The 14,939-nt window shown below is 74.0% G+C and carries 4 protein-coding genes and 2 pseudogenes; 1 reads left to right on the top strand and 5 read right to left on the bottom strand.

Going from position 1 to position 14,939, the window contains the following annotated elements:
- Window positions 1-3: 3 nt before the first annotated feature.
- Genes AB0F89_RS23910 through AB0F89_RS23900 form a run of 3 tightly spaced genes read right to left on the bottom strand, consistent with a single transcriptional unit; the run spans window position 4 to window position 11,431 of the window.
- A complete protein-coding gene (locus AB0F89_RS23910) occupies window positions 4-6,279 on the bottom strand; it encodes an amino acid adenylation domain-containing protein (protein WP_367127802.1) in 6,276 nt (2,091 codons plus the stop codon).
- Window positions 6,276-9,659: an amino acid adenylation domain-containing protein gene (locus tag AB0F89_RS23905; RefSeq protein ID WP_367127801.1), complete on the bottom strand. Its 3,384-nt coding sequence runs from the start codon at window positions 9,657-9,659 to the stop codon at window positions 6,276-6,278. The genes AB0F89_RS23910 and AB0F89_RS23905 overlap by 4 nt, the downstream gene beginning before the upstream one ends.
- On the bottom strand, window positions 9,656-11,431 hold the full coding sequence (locus AB0F89_RS23900) for a carbamoyltransferase (RefSeq protein WP_367127800.1): 1,776 nt from the start codon (window positions 11,429-11,431) through the stop codon (window positions 9,656-9,658). The genes AB0F89_RS23905 and AB0F89_RS23900 overlap by 4 nt, the downstream gene beginning before the upstream one ends.
- A 653-nt stretch (window positions 11,432-12,084) precedes the next feature.
- Here AB0F89_RS23900 and AB0F89_RS23895 point away from each other — a divergent pair.
- Window positions 12,085-13,461, top strand: coding sequence for an MATE family efflux transporter (locus AB0F89_RS23895; protein ID WP_367127799.1), 1,377 nt, complete (start codon window positions 12,085-12,087; stop codon window positions 13,459-13,461).
- Between the two features lie 78 nt (window positions 13,462-13,539).
- On the opposite strand, the pseudogene AB0F89_RS23890 reads toward AB0F89_RS23895, so the two are convergent.
- Together AB0F89_RS23890 and AB0F89_RS23885 are read right to left on the bottom strand one after the other, a co-directional pair.
- Window positions 13,540-14,133: pseudogene (locus tag AB0F89_RS23890) on the bottom strand (PLP-dependent transferase); the annotation flags it as partial.
- A 145-nt stretch (window positions 14,134-14,278) separates the two neighbouring features.
- Window positions 14,279-14,833: pseudogene (locus AB0F89_RS23885) on the bottom strand (aminotransferase class I/II-fold pyridoxal phosphate-dependent enzyme); the annotation flags it as partial.
- Window positions 14,834-14,939 lie beyond the last annotated feature (106 nt).

The following is a 14,939-nucleotide window of genomic DNA, read 5'->3' as shown; positions in this document are numbered from 1 at the left end:
CGATCATCGGTCGTCCGTGCCGGCGGCGAGCTTCCTCCGGGCCACCTCCGCGACCCCGGCCACCGTCAGGTCCGCGACCAGGTCCCGCAGCAGCAGCCGCGTGCCGACCACCTTCGACGCCCGCACGGCCATCCGCACCAAGCCGAGCGAGTGGCCGCCCAGCGCGAAGAAGTCGTCGTGGGCGCCGATGTCGGGGACGCCGAGCAGATCCCGCCAGATGTCCGCGATGGCCTGTTCGAGCGGGGTGTCCGGCGCGCGCGACGGTGTCGGGGCGGTGGGCAGCGGCGGGCGGGGCAGCCGGGACCGGTCGAGCTTGCCGCTCGCGGTGAGGGGCAGCTCGGGCACGGCGGTGGCGACGGCGGGCACCATGTGCGCGGGTAGCAGTCGGGAGGCGTGCTCCCGCCAGTCCTCGGGCACGTCCGGCGTCACGTAGGCGACCAGGCGTCCTTCGTGGACGACCACCGCGGCGCCGGTGACGTCGGGGTGCTCGGCGAGCACCGCGACGATCTCGCCGGGTTCCACCCGGTAGCCGTTGATCTTGAGCTGGTCGTCCAGCCGGCCGAGGTAGTCCAAGGTGCCGTCCGGGAGCAGGCGGCCGAGGTCGCCGGTGCGGTACAGCCGGGCGCCCGGTTCGCCGGAGAACGGGTCGGGCACGAACCGGTCGGCGGTCTTCACCGGGTCGCCGAGGTAGCCCCAGGCCACCAGCGGGCCGCCGATGTGCACCTCGCCGGGGGTGCCCGCCGGGACCGGCCGCCCGGTCGGGTCGAGCACCTGGATGCTGGACCCGGCGAACGGTCGGCCGATCGACACCGGACCGGGCAGGGTCGGGTCGGTGTCCCACGCCGTGCAGCCCACGGTGGCCTCGGTCGGGCCGTACTCGTTGACGATCCGCACGCCGGGGAACGCCTCCGCCGCCCAGGCGACGTCCTCGCCCGCCAGCGCTTCGCCGCTGGAGACCAGCACCCTGGTCCGGGCGACGACGTCCTCCCGGTTGCCCGCGGCGATCATCCGCAGGTGGCTCGGGGTGGACTTGACCATCGCGTAGCCGATCGGCTCGGCGAGCGCGTCGCTCAACGCCACCCGGTTGTCCGCGCTGCGCACGACCACCACCGTGCCCCCGGCGACCAGGGGGCCGAGCAGGCTGGTCACGGTCAGGTCGGCGCCGATCGTCGCGTACAGCGGGACCGGGCCGTCCCCCAGCCCGAGTTCGTCCGCCGCCCAGCGCAGGTAGTGGCAGGCCGAGGCGTGCGACACGGCCACCGCCTTCGGCTCGCCGGTCGAGCCCGAGGTGTGGATCACGTACGCCAGGTCCTGCGGCCGCAGGCCGGGGTCGACGATCCCGGCGGCCGGGTCGTCGAGATCGGAGAGGTCGGCGAGGTCGGCGGCGCCGAGGGTGGGCCAGCCCGGTACCGGACCGGCCGTGGTGGTGATCAACTGGCCGTGACCGAGCCTGCCGAGCATCCGGGCCAGCCGGGCGGGCGGCAGGGCGGGGTCGGCGAACACCACGCCCGCGCCCGCCAGGAAGCCGCCGACCATGGCCAGGAGTAGGTCGGCGGAGTGCTCGTGCACCAAGGCCGCGAAGTCGCCGCGGCGCACCCCGCGCGCCTGCAACGCCCGCGCCCAGCGGCCCGCGCGCGTCAGCAGGTCCGCGTAGGTGATCTCGGTGTCGCCGTCGCGGATCGCGATCGCGTCCGGTTTCCGCGCGGCGACGTCCGCGAGCAGTTCCGGCAGGGTGGCCGGGGCTCCGGTCGGGACCGGGTCGACCGTCCACGCCCGCTCTTCCGGGCCGCGCAGGTCCGCGTCCCGCCAGGGCGCCGCCGGGTCGTCGGCGATCGCGCGCAGGACCCGGAGGTACAGCTCGCGGATCGACGCCACCTGGCGGCGGTCGACCCGCTCGGTGTCGTAGTCCAGCGCCAGCAGCAGGTTGGCGTCGACCGGACTGAGCAGGAACCCCGCGACCAGGCCGATGTTGGTCGGCTCGGACCTGTCGGAGGCGAACGAGTCGATCTTGTCGTCCACGATCCGCGCCCGGCCGGACCGCAGGGTCTCGGCCATCGCGTGGAAGTGGTTGTAGATGAACGACACGTCGAACTGCGCGGCGTCGCCGACCTGGCGGACCACCTCGAACAGCGGGTACCGGCAGTGCGGGAGCAGTTCGATCTCGGCGGCCAGCGCCGCGCGGCACAGCCCGGCCCAGCTCCCGTCGGGCAGCGGCAGCCGCATCGGCAGCGTGTTCAGGAACAGCCCGCGCGTCTCGGTCGCGCCGGGCTCGTCCAGCCGTCCGTTCATGGTGACGCCGCTGGTCGGGCTGTCCGTGCCGTGCACCAGGCCGACCACGCGCAGGTGCGCGGCCAGCAGCAGGCTCTTGAACGGCACTTCGAGGTCCGCGGCCGTGTCGAGCAGGCGCTCGGTCAGCTCGCTCGGGAGCTTGGTCTCCAGGTAGCCGAACCGGCCGGTCTCCGGTGACTCGAACGACCACTCGCTCCGCGCGCCGCGCACGCCGTCGGCGATCGGTCGGGCCGGCCAGCGGAGCAGCTGCTCCGGTTCCCGGTCGCGCAGGCGCTCCCAGTACGCCCGTGATTCCGCCGCCGTGCGCGCGGTCAGCTCGGCGGCGACGTAGTTCCGGTACCGCGACCTCGGCGGGGCCAGGGGCGGGGCCGCGGGGTCGTCGACCAGGGTCACGTACCGGTCCAGGATCTCCGCGATCATGGAGTGCAGGCTCCAGCCGTCCTGGATGGCGTGGTGCTCGGTGAGCGTCCACTGGAAGTCCGATTCGGACAGCCGCGAGAAGAAGAACCTGAGGAACGGCGGGGTGGCCAGGTCGAACCGGTTGCGGCGTTCCCGCAGCAGCAGTGCGCCGAGGTGGGCGCGGCGGTCGGCGTCCGACATCCGCGTGAGGTCCTCGAACACGACCGGGAGGGTGGCCTCGGCGTGCACGAGCTGCAACGGCCGGCTGTAGCGCTCGAAGTCGAACGAGGTGCGCAGGTTCTCGTGCCGGGCGACGGTGTCCCGCACCGCCTGCGCGAGCCGGTCGGGCGCCCAGGGGCCGCGGACCCGGAAGCTGTCGACGTTGTGGTACGGCAACCCCTCGGGGTCGCTGTCCATGTGGTAGACCATCCCGGCCTGCAGCGACGCGAGCGGGTAGGCGTCGACGGCGGTGTCCGGCAGCAGGGCGCGGTCCTCGGCGCTGATCAGCGAGAACGGCGTGGCGGCCGGGATCTCCGGTGGCGCGGTGGCGCCGGCGTGCTCGGCGACGGCGCGGATGGTCGGGTGCTCGAAGATGTCCTTGACCGTCAGGCGGATGCCGTGTTCGGCGGCGCCGCCGACGACCTGGAGGCTGCTGATCGAGTCGCCGCCCACGACGAAGAAGCTGTCGGTCACGCCGATGTCCTCGCGCCCGAGGACCGTGCGCCAGATGGTCAGCAGGGTCCTCTCGACGTCGGTGCGCGGCGGTTGCGGCACCCGCTCCGGGCGGGTGGGGCCGCCGGTCGCCGACAGCGCCCGCTTGTCGACCTTCCCGTTCTCGGTCAGCGGGATCTCGGCGACCCGGTGCAGCAGGTGCGGGATCATGTGGACCGGCAGGGCGCGGGCCAGCTCCTCGCGCAACTCCTCGACCCCGAGCGCGGTGGACGCGGTGAAGTACGCGTGCAGCCTGGGGTGGTCGCCGTCACGGCGCAGCAGCACGGCGGCGCCGGTCACGGCCGGGTGCGCCAGCAGCGCGGCGCGGATCTCGGGCAGCTCGATCCGGAAGCCCCGGACCTTGACCTGGTCGTCGGTCCGGCCGACGTAGTGCAGCCGGCCGTGCTCGTCCCGCCAGGCGTGGTCGCCGCTGCGGTAGAGCCGGGCGCCGGGGCGGCTCGGGTGCGGCACGAACCGCTCGGCGGTCAGCGCCGGACGACCCCAGTAGCCGTGGGCGACACCGTGCCCCCCGACGTGGATCTCGCCCACCTGGTACGGCGCGACCGGGTGCCCGGCGTGGTCGAGCAGGTGGATCTCGGCGCGCGGCATGGGCACGCCGATCGGCCCGGCGCTGCGCTCCTGGTCGGCGGTCAGCTCGTGCACGGTCACGTGCACGGTCGTCTCGGTGATGCCGTAGAGGTTCCACATGCGTTGCCCGGGGTGGCGCGCGCGCCAGCGCCGGACGACGTCCAGCTGCACCTGCTCGCCCGCGAACACGACGTGCCGCACGGGCAACGGGTCGGACTCGGCCGCGTCGGCGCGTTCGAGCGTGCTGAACGCGGACGGCGTCTGGTTCAGGACCGTGACCCGGTGCTCCCGCACCAGCCGGCGCAGCGCCGCCGGGTCGCGGGCGGTGTCCTTGTCCACGATCACGAGCCGGCCGCCGGTGCTCAGCGCGCCCCAGATCTCCCAGACGCTCACGTCGAAGGCGTAGGAGTGGAACGCGGGCCACACGTCGCCCGCGCCGAAGCCGATGCTCCGCGCGCCGACCTCCACAAGGCTGGTCACCGCGGAGTGCGGGACCAGCACGCCCTTGGGCACGCCGGTCGAGCCCGAGGTGTAGATGAGGTAGGCGGGGTCGTCGGGGGCGACGGGCACGACCGGCGCCGCGGCCCCGGCGGGCGCGCTCACCACCGGCAGGTCGGTCAAGCCGAGGGCCGCGACCTTGGCGGGCGTCCCGATGACGATCTCCGCGGCGCCGTCGGCGGCGTGGAAGCGGGCGCGGGCGGCGGGCAGGTCGGGTTCGACGGGCAGGTAGGTCAGCCCGGCGGACAGCACGCCGAGCAGGGCGGCGACCGTCTCGCCGGTCCGCTCGACCAGCACGGCCGCGTGGGCTCCTCGGCGCACCCCGGTCGCCAGGATCGCGGCCCGCCACCGCCCGGCGTGCTCGGCGAGTTCGGCGTAGGTCCACCGGCGGGCGCCGTCGACCAGGGCGATCGCCTCCGGCGTGCGCGCCGCGCTCGCCAGGACCGCGGCCGGGATCGTGTCGACCTCCGCCGTGGGCAGCTCGGTCGGCTCCGACCGCGCGAGGGGGATCCGGTCGAGCGCGGTTCCGGCGCCGGCGGCGTGCAGCAGCGCGGCCCAGGACTCGACCATCGAGGCGACCACGGGCCGGTCGACCAGCGCGGTGTCGTGCTCGACCTCCAGGATCAGCTGCTCGCCGGACCGCAGCAGGGTCCAGGTCATGCCGAACTTGGCGGTCGCCGTGTGCGCGCGCAGCCTGCGTGCCGGGCGGCCCGGCGTGAACTCGGGTGCGGCGCCGTCCTCGTGCATGCCGAACAGCAACCGCACCAGGGGTGAGGTGTCGTCGTCGGGGCGCACCCGGGAGGCGAGCTCGCTCAGCGGGATCGCGGCGTCGTCCACCGCGTCGTACACGGTGTCCGCGACCTCGGCGGCGACCTCGGCGAACGGCCTCCCCCCGGCGGCGGGGAGCCGCAGCGCGACGGTGTTGGCGAGCATGCCGACGGTGTCCTGGCGCTCCGGGCTGAGCCGGTTGTGCGCGGGCGTGCCGACGAGCACGTCGTCCGCACCGCCGAACCGGCGCGCGACCTCGCCGAACGCCGTCAGCCCGGCCACGTACGGCGTGACGCCCGCCGACGCGGCGGCCTCGGTCAGGGCGCCGACCCACTCCTCGGGCAACGTGACGGTGACCGTCGCGCCGAGGCCGGACAGCGACGTGCCCAGCGCCGCCGGGGGCCGCCACGGCTCCGGCAGCGGATCGCACGCGCGCACCCGCCGCCGCAGCGCCTCTTCCCCGGCCGCACCGGCCAGCAGTTCCCGCTCGGCCGCCACCAGGTCCGCCGGGGTGATCGCGTCGCGCCGGGGCGTGCCCCCGCGGTAGGCGGTGACCAGGTCGGCCAGCAGCAGCTCCACCGACCACCCGTCGACGAACGCGTGGTGCCACACCAGCACGAGCAGCGCCCGGCCGTCCGCCAGGGGGTGCTGCTCGACCCGCCAGGCCGCCGCACCCCGCCGGGCGACGGCGGTGGCGATCCGCTCGACGTCGGGCTCGTCCGCCACCACCGCCTCGCGGTGGATCGACCGCACCGCGTGGACGGACTGCTCCGGGCGGCCGTCCCGGACCGACAGCACGGTCCTGAGCGCGCCCCGGGATCGGGCGACCGACAGCATCGCGTCGGCCAGGCGCGACGCGTCGAGGGGTTCGTCCAGCAGCAGCGACACCGGGACCGCGTACCGGGCGGACGGACCGGAGAGCTGCTCGGCGAACCAGATCTCCCGCTGGGCCCCGCCGAGCGCGAACGCCTCGCCCTCGGGTTCGCCCAGCACCAGCGTGAACGCCTCCCCCGTGAGCGCGCTCACTGGTCGGCCATCCGACCGACGTCGGCGCGCAGTTCGCGCGGGATGGTGACCAGGTGGGCCGCGACCCGCAACCGGCGCTCGAAGTCGGGCACGCCGTCCGAGCGCGACAGCAGCAGGTCGCGCAGCGACTCGACGGTGCCGTTGGAGAGCAGGTCGCGGGGGCTGAGGGCGACCGTCGTCAGCCTGGTCAGCTCCGCGGCGGCACGCGCGGCGCTCAGCGAGGTGCCCCCGGCCATCAGGAAGCTCTGCCCGGGGGCCGGCTCGCGGCCGAGCTGCTCGGTGATCACGGCGGCGACCACGGTCCGGGCCAGGACCGCCGGGTCGACCGCGTCGGGTGCTGCGTTCGTCAACGGTCCTGCTCCGTTCCGCGTGGGGGTGTCGGCCAACTCCAGCAGCGCGGCGGTGTCCAGCTTCCCGTTCCTGGTCAGCGGCAGCTCGGGCAGCGGGATCACCCGGGAGGGGATGAGGAACGCGGGCAGCGCGCCCGCCAGCTCGGCCCGGACCCGCTCGCCGTCCGTGCCGTCCGCGGCCGAGGTGCCCGGCGTGGTGAAGGCGACGATCTCCAGGGCGCCGGTCGGGGTGGGCGGGGTGATGACGGCGGCGCGACCACCGGTCACCGCCCTGATCGCGGCCTCGACCTCGGTGGGGTCGACCCGGTAGCCCGACACCTTGACCTGCCGGTCCAACCGGCCGAGCAGGTGGATCGTGCCGTCGTCGTCCACCGCGGCCAGGTCGCCGGTGTGGTAGATCCGCTCCCCCGCCGATCCCCGCGGGTGCGGCCGGAACCGGTCCGCGGTGCCCGCCGGGTCGGACCGGTAGCCCAGGGCCAGCCCGTCGCCCGCCACGCACAGCTCGCCCGGCCAGTGCGGTGGCACCGGGTGGCCGTACCGGTCCAGCAGCAGGACCTCGGTGTTCGCGACCACCGTGCCGACGGGGACCGGGCCGGTGGGCGGAGCCGTGATCGGGTGCGTCGTGACGAACACCGTCGACTCGGCCGGGCCGTAGCCGTTGATCAGCGAGCCCCGGCCCCCGGCCCGCAGGTGCCGCGACACGTGCTCGGGTGACAGCGCCTCGCCGCCGATCATCAGCCGCCGCACGCCGGCGAGCGCGTCCGGCGCGTGGTCGACCAGCGCGTTGAACAGCGCCGCCGACAGCCACAGGGTGTTGACGGCCCCGGTGCGCAGGGAGTTCGCGAGGCGGTCGAGGTCCAGGTCCTCGTCCGGGTGCAGCACGCAGGTCCCGCCGTTGAGCAGCGGGCCCCAGGTCTCCAGGGTGAACCCGTCCCACGGCAGGGCCGCGACGTGCAGCATGCGGGTGTCCGGGCCGAAGCCGCCGAACTCCTGGCCGTCGAACGTGCGCAGGGTGGCGCGGTGCGGGGACAGGATCGCCTTGGGCGAACCGGTCGACCCGGAGCTGAAGAAGACGCAGGCCGGGGCCGACGGGTCGACCTCGGCCCAGCCCGACCAGTCCGGTTCCCCCTCCAGGTCGGACAGGTCGGTCCGGCCGTCGGCCACGGGCAGCGCGGGCACGCCGAGGTCGTCGGCGCCGGTCCGGTCGGTGAGCACCAGCCGCACCTCCGACGCACGCGCGATCCCGCGCCGCCGGGCCACCGGCTGAGCGGCGTCGAGCAGCACGTAGTGGTGACCGGCGGCCAGCACGCCCAGCACGGCCGCGAGCAGCTCCGGCGACCGCGCGGCGGAGATCGCCACCGCCGAACCCCCGTCCGGCAGCGCCTCGCGCACCCGCGCGGCGACCCGGTCGGCGGCGAGCCCGAGCTGCCGGTAGGTGACCGGCCGGCCCGCCCGTTCGACGGCGACGTGGTCGGGGTGGCGCGCGGCGACCTCCGCGTACCGCCGGTGGATCGAGGAGTCCCGGTCGTACCGCACCCGCGGACCGGTCAGCGCGCTGCCCGCGCCGGTCGTGAGGCCCAGCTCGCGGACCGGCACGTCGGGATCGGCGGCCAACCTCGCGACGGTGTCCAGGACCAGGCGCTGCAGGCGGGCGGCGTGGTCCGGTGTGCTCGACTGGCGCAGGTGCTCGACGTCCAGGCCGATCTCCTCGTCGTCCTCGAACAGCAGCAGCGCGACCTCGAACTTCGCCGTGCCGTTGTGCACCGGACGAGGCCGCACGAGGATGTCCGGCAGGGTGAACTCGCCGAACGGGTCCCCCTGCGGTGCGAGCACCACCGGTGGTGGTGGCCGGTCGCCGCCGTCGGGACCGGGCCGGGCCAGGACGTCGGCGACCCCGGTGGTGACGGCGTCGACGAGCGAGCGCAGGGTGTCGTCCGCGCCGACCGCCGTGGTCACCCGGTCCAGCCGGATCCGGTGCCCGTCGGCGATCGTGGTCGTGCCCCGCCGGGACACCGGGAACGCCAGGCTGACCGGCTCCCCGCCGCCGAGCCGGTCGGCCACGACGGCGACACCCGCGTACACCACGCTGAACACGGTGCCGCCGCACGCCGCCGCGGCGGACCTGATCGCCGAGGACTGCTGCGCGGTCCACCGGCCGGGCTGGTACCCGCCCCGCACGTCGGTCGGATCGGTGCGCGGGCGCTGCCCCCAGAACCTGGTCCACCCGGCCTCGTCGTCGGCGGCCCGGTCGTCGTCCACCGCGGCGAAGTCGGCGGAGTCCGGAGTGGACGGATCGGCGGCCGGGAGGCGTTCGCCCCGGTACGCGGCGGCGATCGCGCCCAGCAGCGATCGCACCGCGAGCCCGTCGAAGAACAGGTGCGGCACGACCAGCACGAACAGGCTCGTGCGCGGGCCGGTGCCGGCCAACCCCACTCGCACGGTCGGCCCGTCGTGCACGTCGATCGGCTCGGTCACCAACCCGGTGGCCCACTCGGGCGACGGGTCGGCGGTTTCGCGCAGGTCGATCCCGCCGGCCCCGCGTCGGACCGAGTCGTCGGCCGCGAGCCGGGCGAACGCGCCCGACTGGGTCGTCACCGCCGAGCTGATCGCCGCCCGCAACCGGCCGGTCGACAGCGGCCCGGACAGCTCCGCCGCGACGCCGATGTTGTACACCCCGACTTCCGGCGCCAGCCGCATCGCGGCCAGCATGGCCCGCTGCGCCGGGGACAGCTCCTCCGCCTGCGGTCCGAACGCGGTCACCGGGCGTTCTTGCAGCAGCGGGAAGCCCGGCAGCGCCGCGGCGAGCGCCTCGGCCGTGCGGAACTCGTGCACGGCGTTGATCGGCACCGCGCGGCCGAGCCAGCGGCGCAGCACGACCGCGACCCGCGTCGCGGCCACGGAGTGCCCGCCCTCGGCGAAGAAGTCCCGGTCGGGAGCCAGTTCGGCTCGGCCCAGCTGCTCGGCCAGCACCTGGGCGACCTCCGCGGCGGTGCCGACCCCGGCCGGCGCACCCGCCGGGTTCGAGCTCATCGGTCAGCCTCCGCGCGGGCGGGGCTGAGGTAGGTGCGGCCGAGGACCAGGCCGTCCAGCCCGGCGTCGAGGACCGTGGCCACCGCCTCCCGCGGCGTGCGCACGATCGGCTGCCCCTGCACGTTGAACGAGGTGTTGAGCACCACCGGCACGCCGATCCGCTCCTCCAGCGCGTCCAGCAGCTCCCAGAACCGGACGTTGTGCTCCCGTCGCACGGTTTGCACCCGTGCGGTGCCGTTGACGTGCGTCACCGCCCCGAGCCCGGCCACGTGCTCCGGCCTGGTGCGGGTGAGCACCACCATGTGCTCGTACTGGTGTTCCGCACCGGGTTCGACCCGGAAGAACTCGGCCGCGGACTCCGTCTTCACGGCCGGGGCGAACGGCCTGAAGTCCTCCCGCTTCTTGATCCGCCGGTTGACCAGGTCCCGGGTCTCGGCCGACCGCGGATCGGCCAGGATGCTCCGGTTGCCCAACGCGCGCGGCCCGAACTCCATGCCGCCCTGGAACCACGCCAGGACCTTCCCGTCCGCCAGCTCGTCGGCCACTCGCGCGGCCAGCGCCCGGTCGTCGGCGAACCGCTCGACCACGAAGCCCTCGGTCGACGCGGCGACCTCGTGCAGGGCCTCGTCCGGGTACGCGTCACCCCAGTACGGCATCGTCATCCGGACGCGCGGGCCGCCCTCGCGAGCGGACACCGCCAGCGCGGCGCCCAGCGCCGCGCCGTCGTCGCCCGCGGCGGGTTGCACGAAGACGTCGTCGTACAGGCCCGAGTCGACGATCCGGCCGTTCGCGGTGCAGTTCAGCGCCACCCCGCCCGCCAGGCACAGCCGGGTCTCGCCGGTCGTCGACCGCGCCCACTCGGCCGTGCGCAGCACCAGGTCCTCCAAGCGGCGCTGCAACCCCGCCGCGACGTCCTGGTGCTGCCGGGTCAGCTCCTCGTCGGGCCGCCGGGCCGGGCCGAACAGCTCCGCCAGCCCGGCCAGGGCGTTCTCGTGCAGGTCCTGGCCACGCCGGTCGAGCTCGCGGGTCAGCAGCGGGATCACGTACCCGCCCTCCGGCGCGGGCCGCACGAGGTCGGCGAACACCTCCGAGTACCGGTCGGGGTCGCCGAACGACGCCAGGCCCATCACCTTGTACTCGTCCATCGCGGGCAGGAACCCCAGGTGGTGCGTGACCAGGCTGTACAGCACACCGAGCGAATGGCTCGCGGGCACGGTCCGGACCGGCCGCAGGCCGCGGGCGTCGGCGTGCAGCACGGTCATGCTGTCGGTCTCGCCCATGCCGTCGCTGACGATCACCACCGCGCTGTCGAAACCGCTCAGGCCCCACGCGCTGTGCGCGTGCGCGAGGTGGTGCGGCACGGCCACGAAGTCGCGCCCGGGCATCGGCCCCACGAACGCGCGCCACAGCTCCTGCTGCCGCTCCGGCCGGTACAGCGACGCGAACTGCTCGGCGGCGTCCTCGTCCAGCTCGGCGACGTCCGGGTCCAGGGTGTAGTGGAACGAGTGCGCCACCGCGTCGAGGTCCGCGGCGGTGATCCCGGCGGTGCGCAGGCAGTGCTCGATCGCCCGGACCGGGAAGTCGCCGGTGCCCTTCTCGCCGGTGAACCGCTCCTCCGCCGCCGCGGCCACGACCTGACCGTCACGCACCAGCGCGGCGGCCGAGTCGAGGCCCTGCACCAGGTGCAGCAGCCTGCGGTCCGCGTCGGGGTACCGGTCGCGCAAGTGCTCCAGGCTGCCGTGGATACCGCTGTACCCCAGCACGTACGACATCGTCGCCCACCTCGCATCCACGACCCCGGACCGCGAGCACCCCGCGCTCGTCCGAGGTCTGCAAAGATCGTTGCCGGCCGGCGCCGCCTCAGGCGTGGTGAGGCCGCGAACGGTTCGGGGTCAGAGGTCGGCCCACAGGGTTCCAGCAGCGCTGTTTCGCGCCCAGCACGGATGTCGTCGCCATCGGGAAAAGGCCTGCAAGCCCAAACAGAAATATTTGGGAAGAGTTCGGCACACCATTGACAGAATTACCGGACCTTATACATAGCGAGGCTATGCGGTGGCCGTTTGGGCTGTCAACCCCGCACCTGCGGGAGGGTTGTGAAACCCGAAGTCCGCTCACGAAAGGCCACGTCCACCAGGCAGTCCGCCACCGCGTCGGCAACCTTTCCTCCCATGGGCCAACAGGATCGACCTCGCCGAGGTCTACGGTGGCGCCTGCGGCCACGCGACCCCGAGCCGTCCGCACCCGCCCGTGATCAGTCGATGCCGCCGGGGGTGGCCGGGTGACGGGCGGACGAATTGGCCGGTGAGTCGCAACCAGGGGTCGGGAATTCGCCGAACCCGATCGCACACCACAACCGCGAGGACGTCACATGACAGCGAACCTCTCCGGACTCGAACCCGGACGCGAAACTCGCACCACGAGCGCCGTGCCCCGTCGGTTGGAATCGTCCCGCAAAGAGGCTCGGATCATCTGGGCGCCCTCGCTGGCCGTCTCGGTCACCTTCCTGGCGCAGCTCTGCATATCGCTGGTCGAGACGTCCATCGTGTCCCGGCTCGGCGCCCACCAGCTCGCCGGAGTGGGTGTCGCCGCCGGGGTGTACGTGCTGTTCTTCCTGCTGACGATCGGTTCCGTCACCTCGCTGACCCCCCTGGTGTCGGAGGCGCACGGGCGCGCGGACCGGGTTGAGATGAGGAAGATCGCACATCAGGGACTCATCCTCGCCGCCGCAGCGGGCACGGTCCTGGCCCTCGTCCTCCAGTTGTCCGCGCCCGCGCTCATCCGCCTCGTCGCGAGTCACGAGACCGCGGAGTTCTCGTTGGCATACCTGCGTGGCGCGGCCCTCGGGCTTCCGTTCTGGGCCTTGTACGTGGCCGTGAGGTGCATCTCGACCGCCGTCGGGAAGGCCGGCGTGGGCACTGTCGTGCTGTGGTTATCGGTGCCGGGGCACGCCGCGCTCTGCCTGGTGCTGACCCACGGCACGGGGTGGGTTCCCGCACTCGGGCCGCTCGGCGCCGGTATCGCGCTGGCGTGCACACCCCTGATGTCCTTGGTCGTGACGTGGACGTTGCTGAGGCTGTTCAACGTCGGCGTGCTCGCCGGGCTGCTGCACTTCCCGATCTCGTTCGATCGGCGGCAGTTCGCGCGGGTGCTCGGCCTCGGCGCCCCGTTCGCACTGCGCATCACCATCCGGGAGGGCGTCCTCCCGATCGCCGTGCTCATCGCGGCGCCGCATGGAGTCCTCGTGGTCACGGTGCAGGTCGTGATGGCGAAGTTGAGCGAATGGGGTTCGTCGCTGAGCCTGGGGGTGGCGACCGCCGTCAGCTCGCGGGTCGGGTACCTGGACGGCACCGGTGCGCGCGACAGGATCAGGGTCGCGATCCTGGGCGGGTTGCTGTGCGCGAGCCTGTACGGGCTCGTGCTCTGCGCCGCGTTGGCGGCTTTCGGGAACGGGCTCGTGACCCTGTTGGTCGGTGCCGGGATAGCCGGAGGACTCGGGCCGGTGTGGCACCTGATCTGGCCGGTGTGCGTCTGGTTGGTCGTCATCTGCGCGCAGGCCGCGTTCGTGGGCGCGCAGAGCGGGCTGCGCGACGGGATCGGCGGCCTGGTCTGCGTCCTGCTCGGCGAGTGGGTGATCGGACTGCCCTCCGCCTACCTGCTGGCGAACAGCATGGATTCGCCGGTCGTGGGGATCTGGCTGGGGCTGTCGATCGGCGAGGCAGCCACGCTGGCCATGTACTGGATCCGCGTCGAAGCCGTGCTCAACCGGCCGAAGGGGAACACCGTGGCCGATCCGGTCCGGTGATCGGCGACCACGGTGTTCGTTCGAGCGGGTTCGTTCGAGCGGTGCCCGTCAGGACGGGTTCGTCCGTCCGGGTGAAGGTCAGTCGAGGGCCGCCAGCAGGTCGGCGATCAGGTCGTCGGCGGACTCGATGCCCACGGAGAGGCGCACCAGGTCACCGGGGACCTGCAACGGCGATCCGGCGGTGCTCAGGTGCGTCATCCTGCCGGGGTGCTCGATCAGCGACTCGACACCACCAAGGGACTCGGCGAGCGTGAACAGGCGGGTGCGGGAGCACACCTGCAGCGCGGCGTCCACCCCGCCTTCGACGGTGAAGGAGACCATGCCGCCGTAGCGGCGCATCTGCTTGGTGGCGACCTCGTGACCGGGGTGGTCGGGCAGGCCCGGGTAGAACACGTGGGTCACCTTCGGGTGGCGCAGCAGCGCCTCGGTGATCTTCTCGGTGTTGTCCGAGTGCTTCTCCATGCGCACTTCGAGGGTCTTGATCCCGCGCAGGGTCAGCCACGCGTCGAACGGCCCCGGCACCGCGCCGGCGGCGTTCTGCAGGAAGCCGAAGGCCGTGTTCAGCTCGTCGTCGGAGGTCACCAGCGCGCCGCCGATGACGTCCGAGTGCCCGCCGATGTACTTGGTGGTGGAGTGCAGCACCACGTCGGCGCCCAGGTCCAGCGGGCTCTGCCCCCCCCCCCCCCCCCCCCCCCCCCCCCCCCCCCCCCCCCCCCCCCCCCCCCCCCCCCCCCCCCCCCCCCCCCCCCCCCCCCCCCCCCCCCCCCCCCCCCCCCCCCCCCCCCCCCCCCCCCCCCCCCCCCCCCCCCCCCCCTACGTACGGCGAGGCGAACGTGTTGTCCACCAGCAGCCGCGCGTCCACCGAGTGCGACAGCTCGGCCAGCAGCGCGATGTCGGCGATGCGGAGCAGCGGGTTGGTGGGCGTCTCCACCCAGACGAGCCGGGTGTTCGGTCGCACGGCGGCGCGCACCGCGTCCGCGTCCGACAGCGCCACGGGCGTGTACTCGATGCCCCAGTGCGACATCACCTTGTCGAGCAGCCGGAACGTGCCGCCGTAGGCGTCGTTGGGGATGATCACGTGGTCACCGGGACGCAGCATCGTGCGCAGGGCGGTGTCGGTCGCCGCCATGCCCGACGCGAACGCCCGCCCGTGCCGGCCGCCCTCCAGCGCGGCCAGGCACTCCTCCAGCGCGGCCCGGGTCGGGTTGCCGGTCCGCGAGTACTCGAACCCGCCGCGCAGCCCGCCCACCCCGTCCTGCGCGAAGGTGGAGGTCGCGTGGATCGGCACGATCACCGAACCAGTCGTGGGATCGGGGTCCTGTCCCACGTGAATAGCCCTCGTCGCGAACCCGTAGTGGTCTGTCTCGGTCATGGCGGTCAGCGTATCGCCGCGCAAGATCGTCTCCCGGATGGTGGTACGGGCGCCCGGTGCACCGGTTCAGCTGAGAGGTCCGCGTGCAGCCCGACCACTGCAGCAC

The sequence above is a fragment of the Saccharothrix sp. HUAS TT1 genome (assembly GCF_040744945.1).
In the GTDB taxonomy this organism is placed as follows: domain Bacteria; phylum Actinomycetota; class Actinomycetes; order Mycobacteriales; family Pseudonocardiaceae; genus Actinosynnema.
This window is presented reverse-complemented; position numbering and strand designations above follow the sequence as displayed.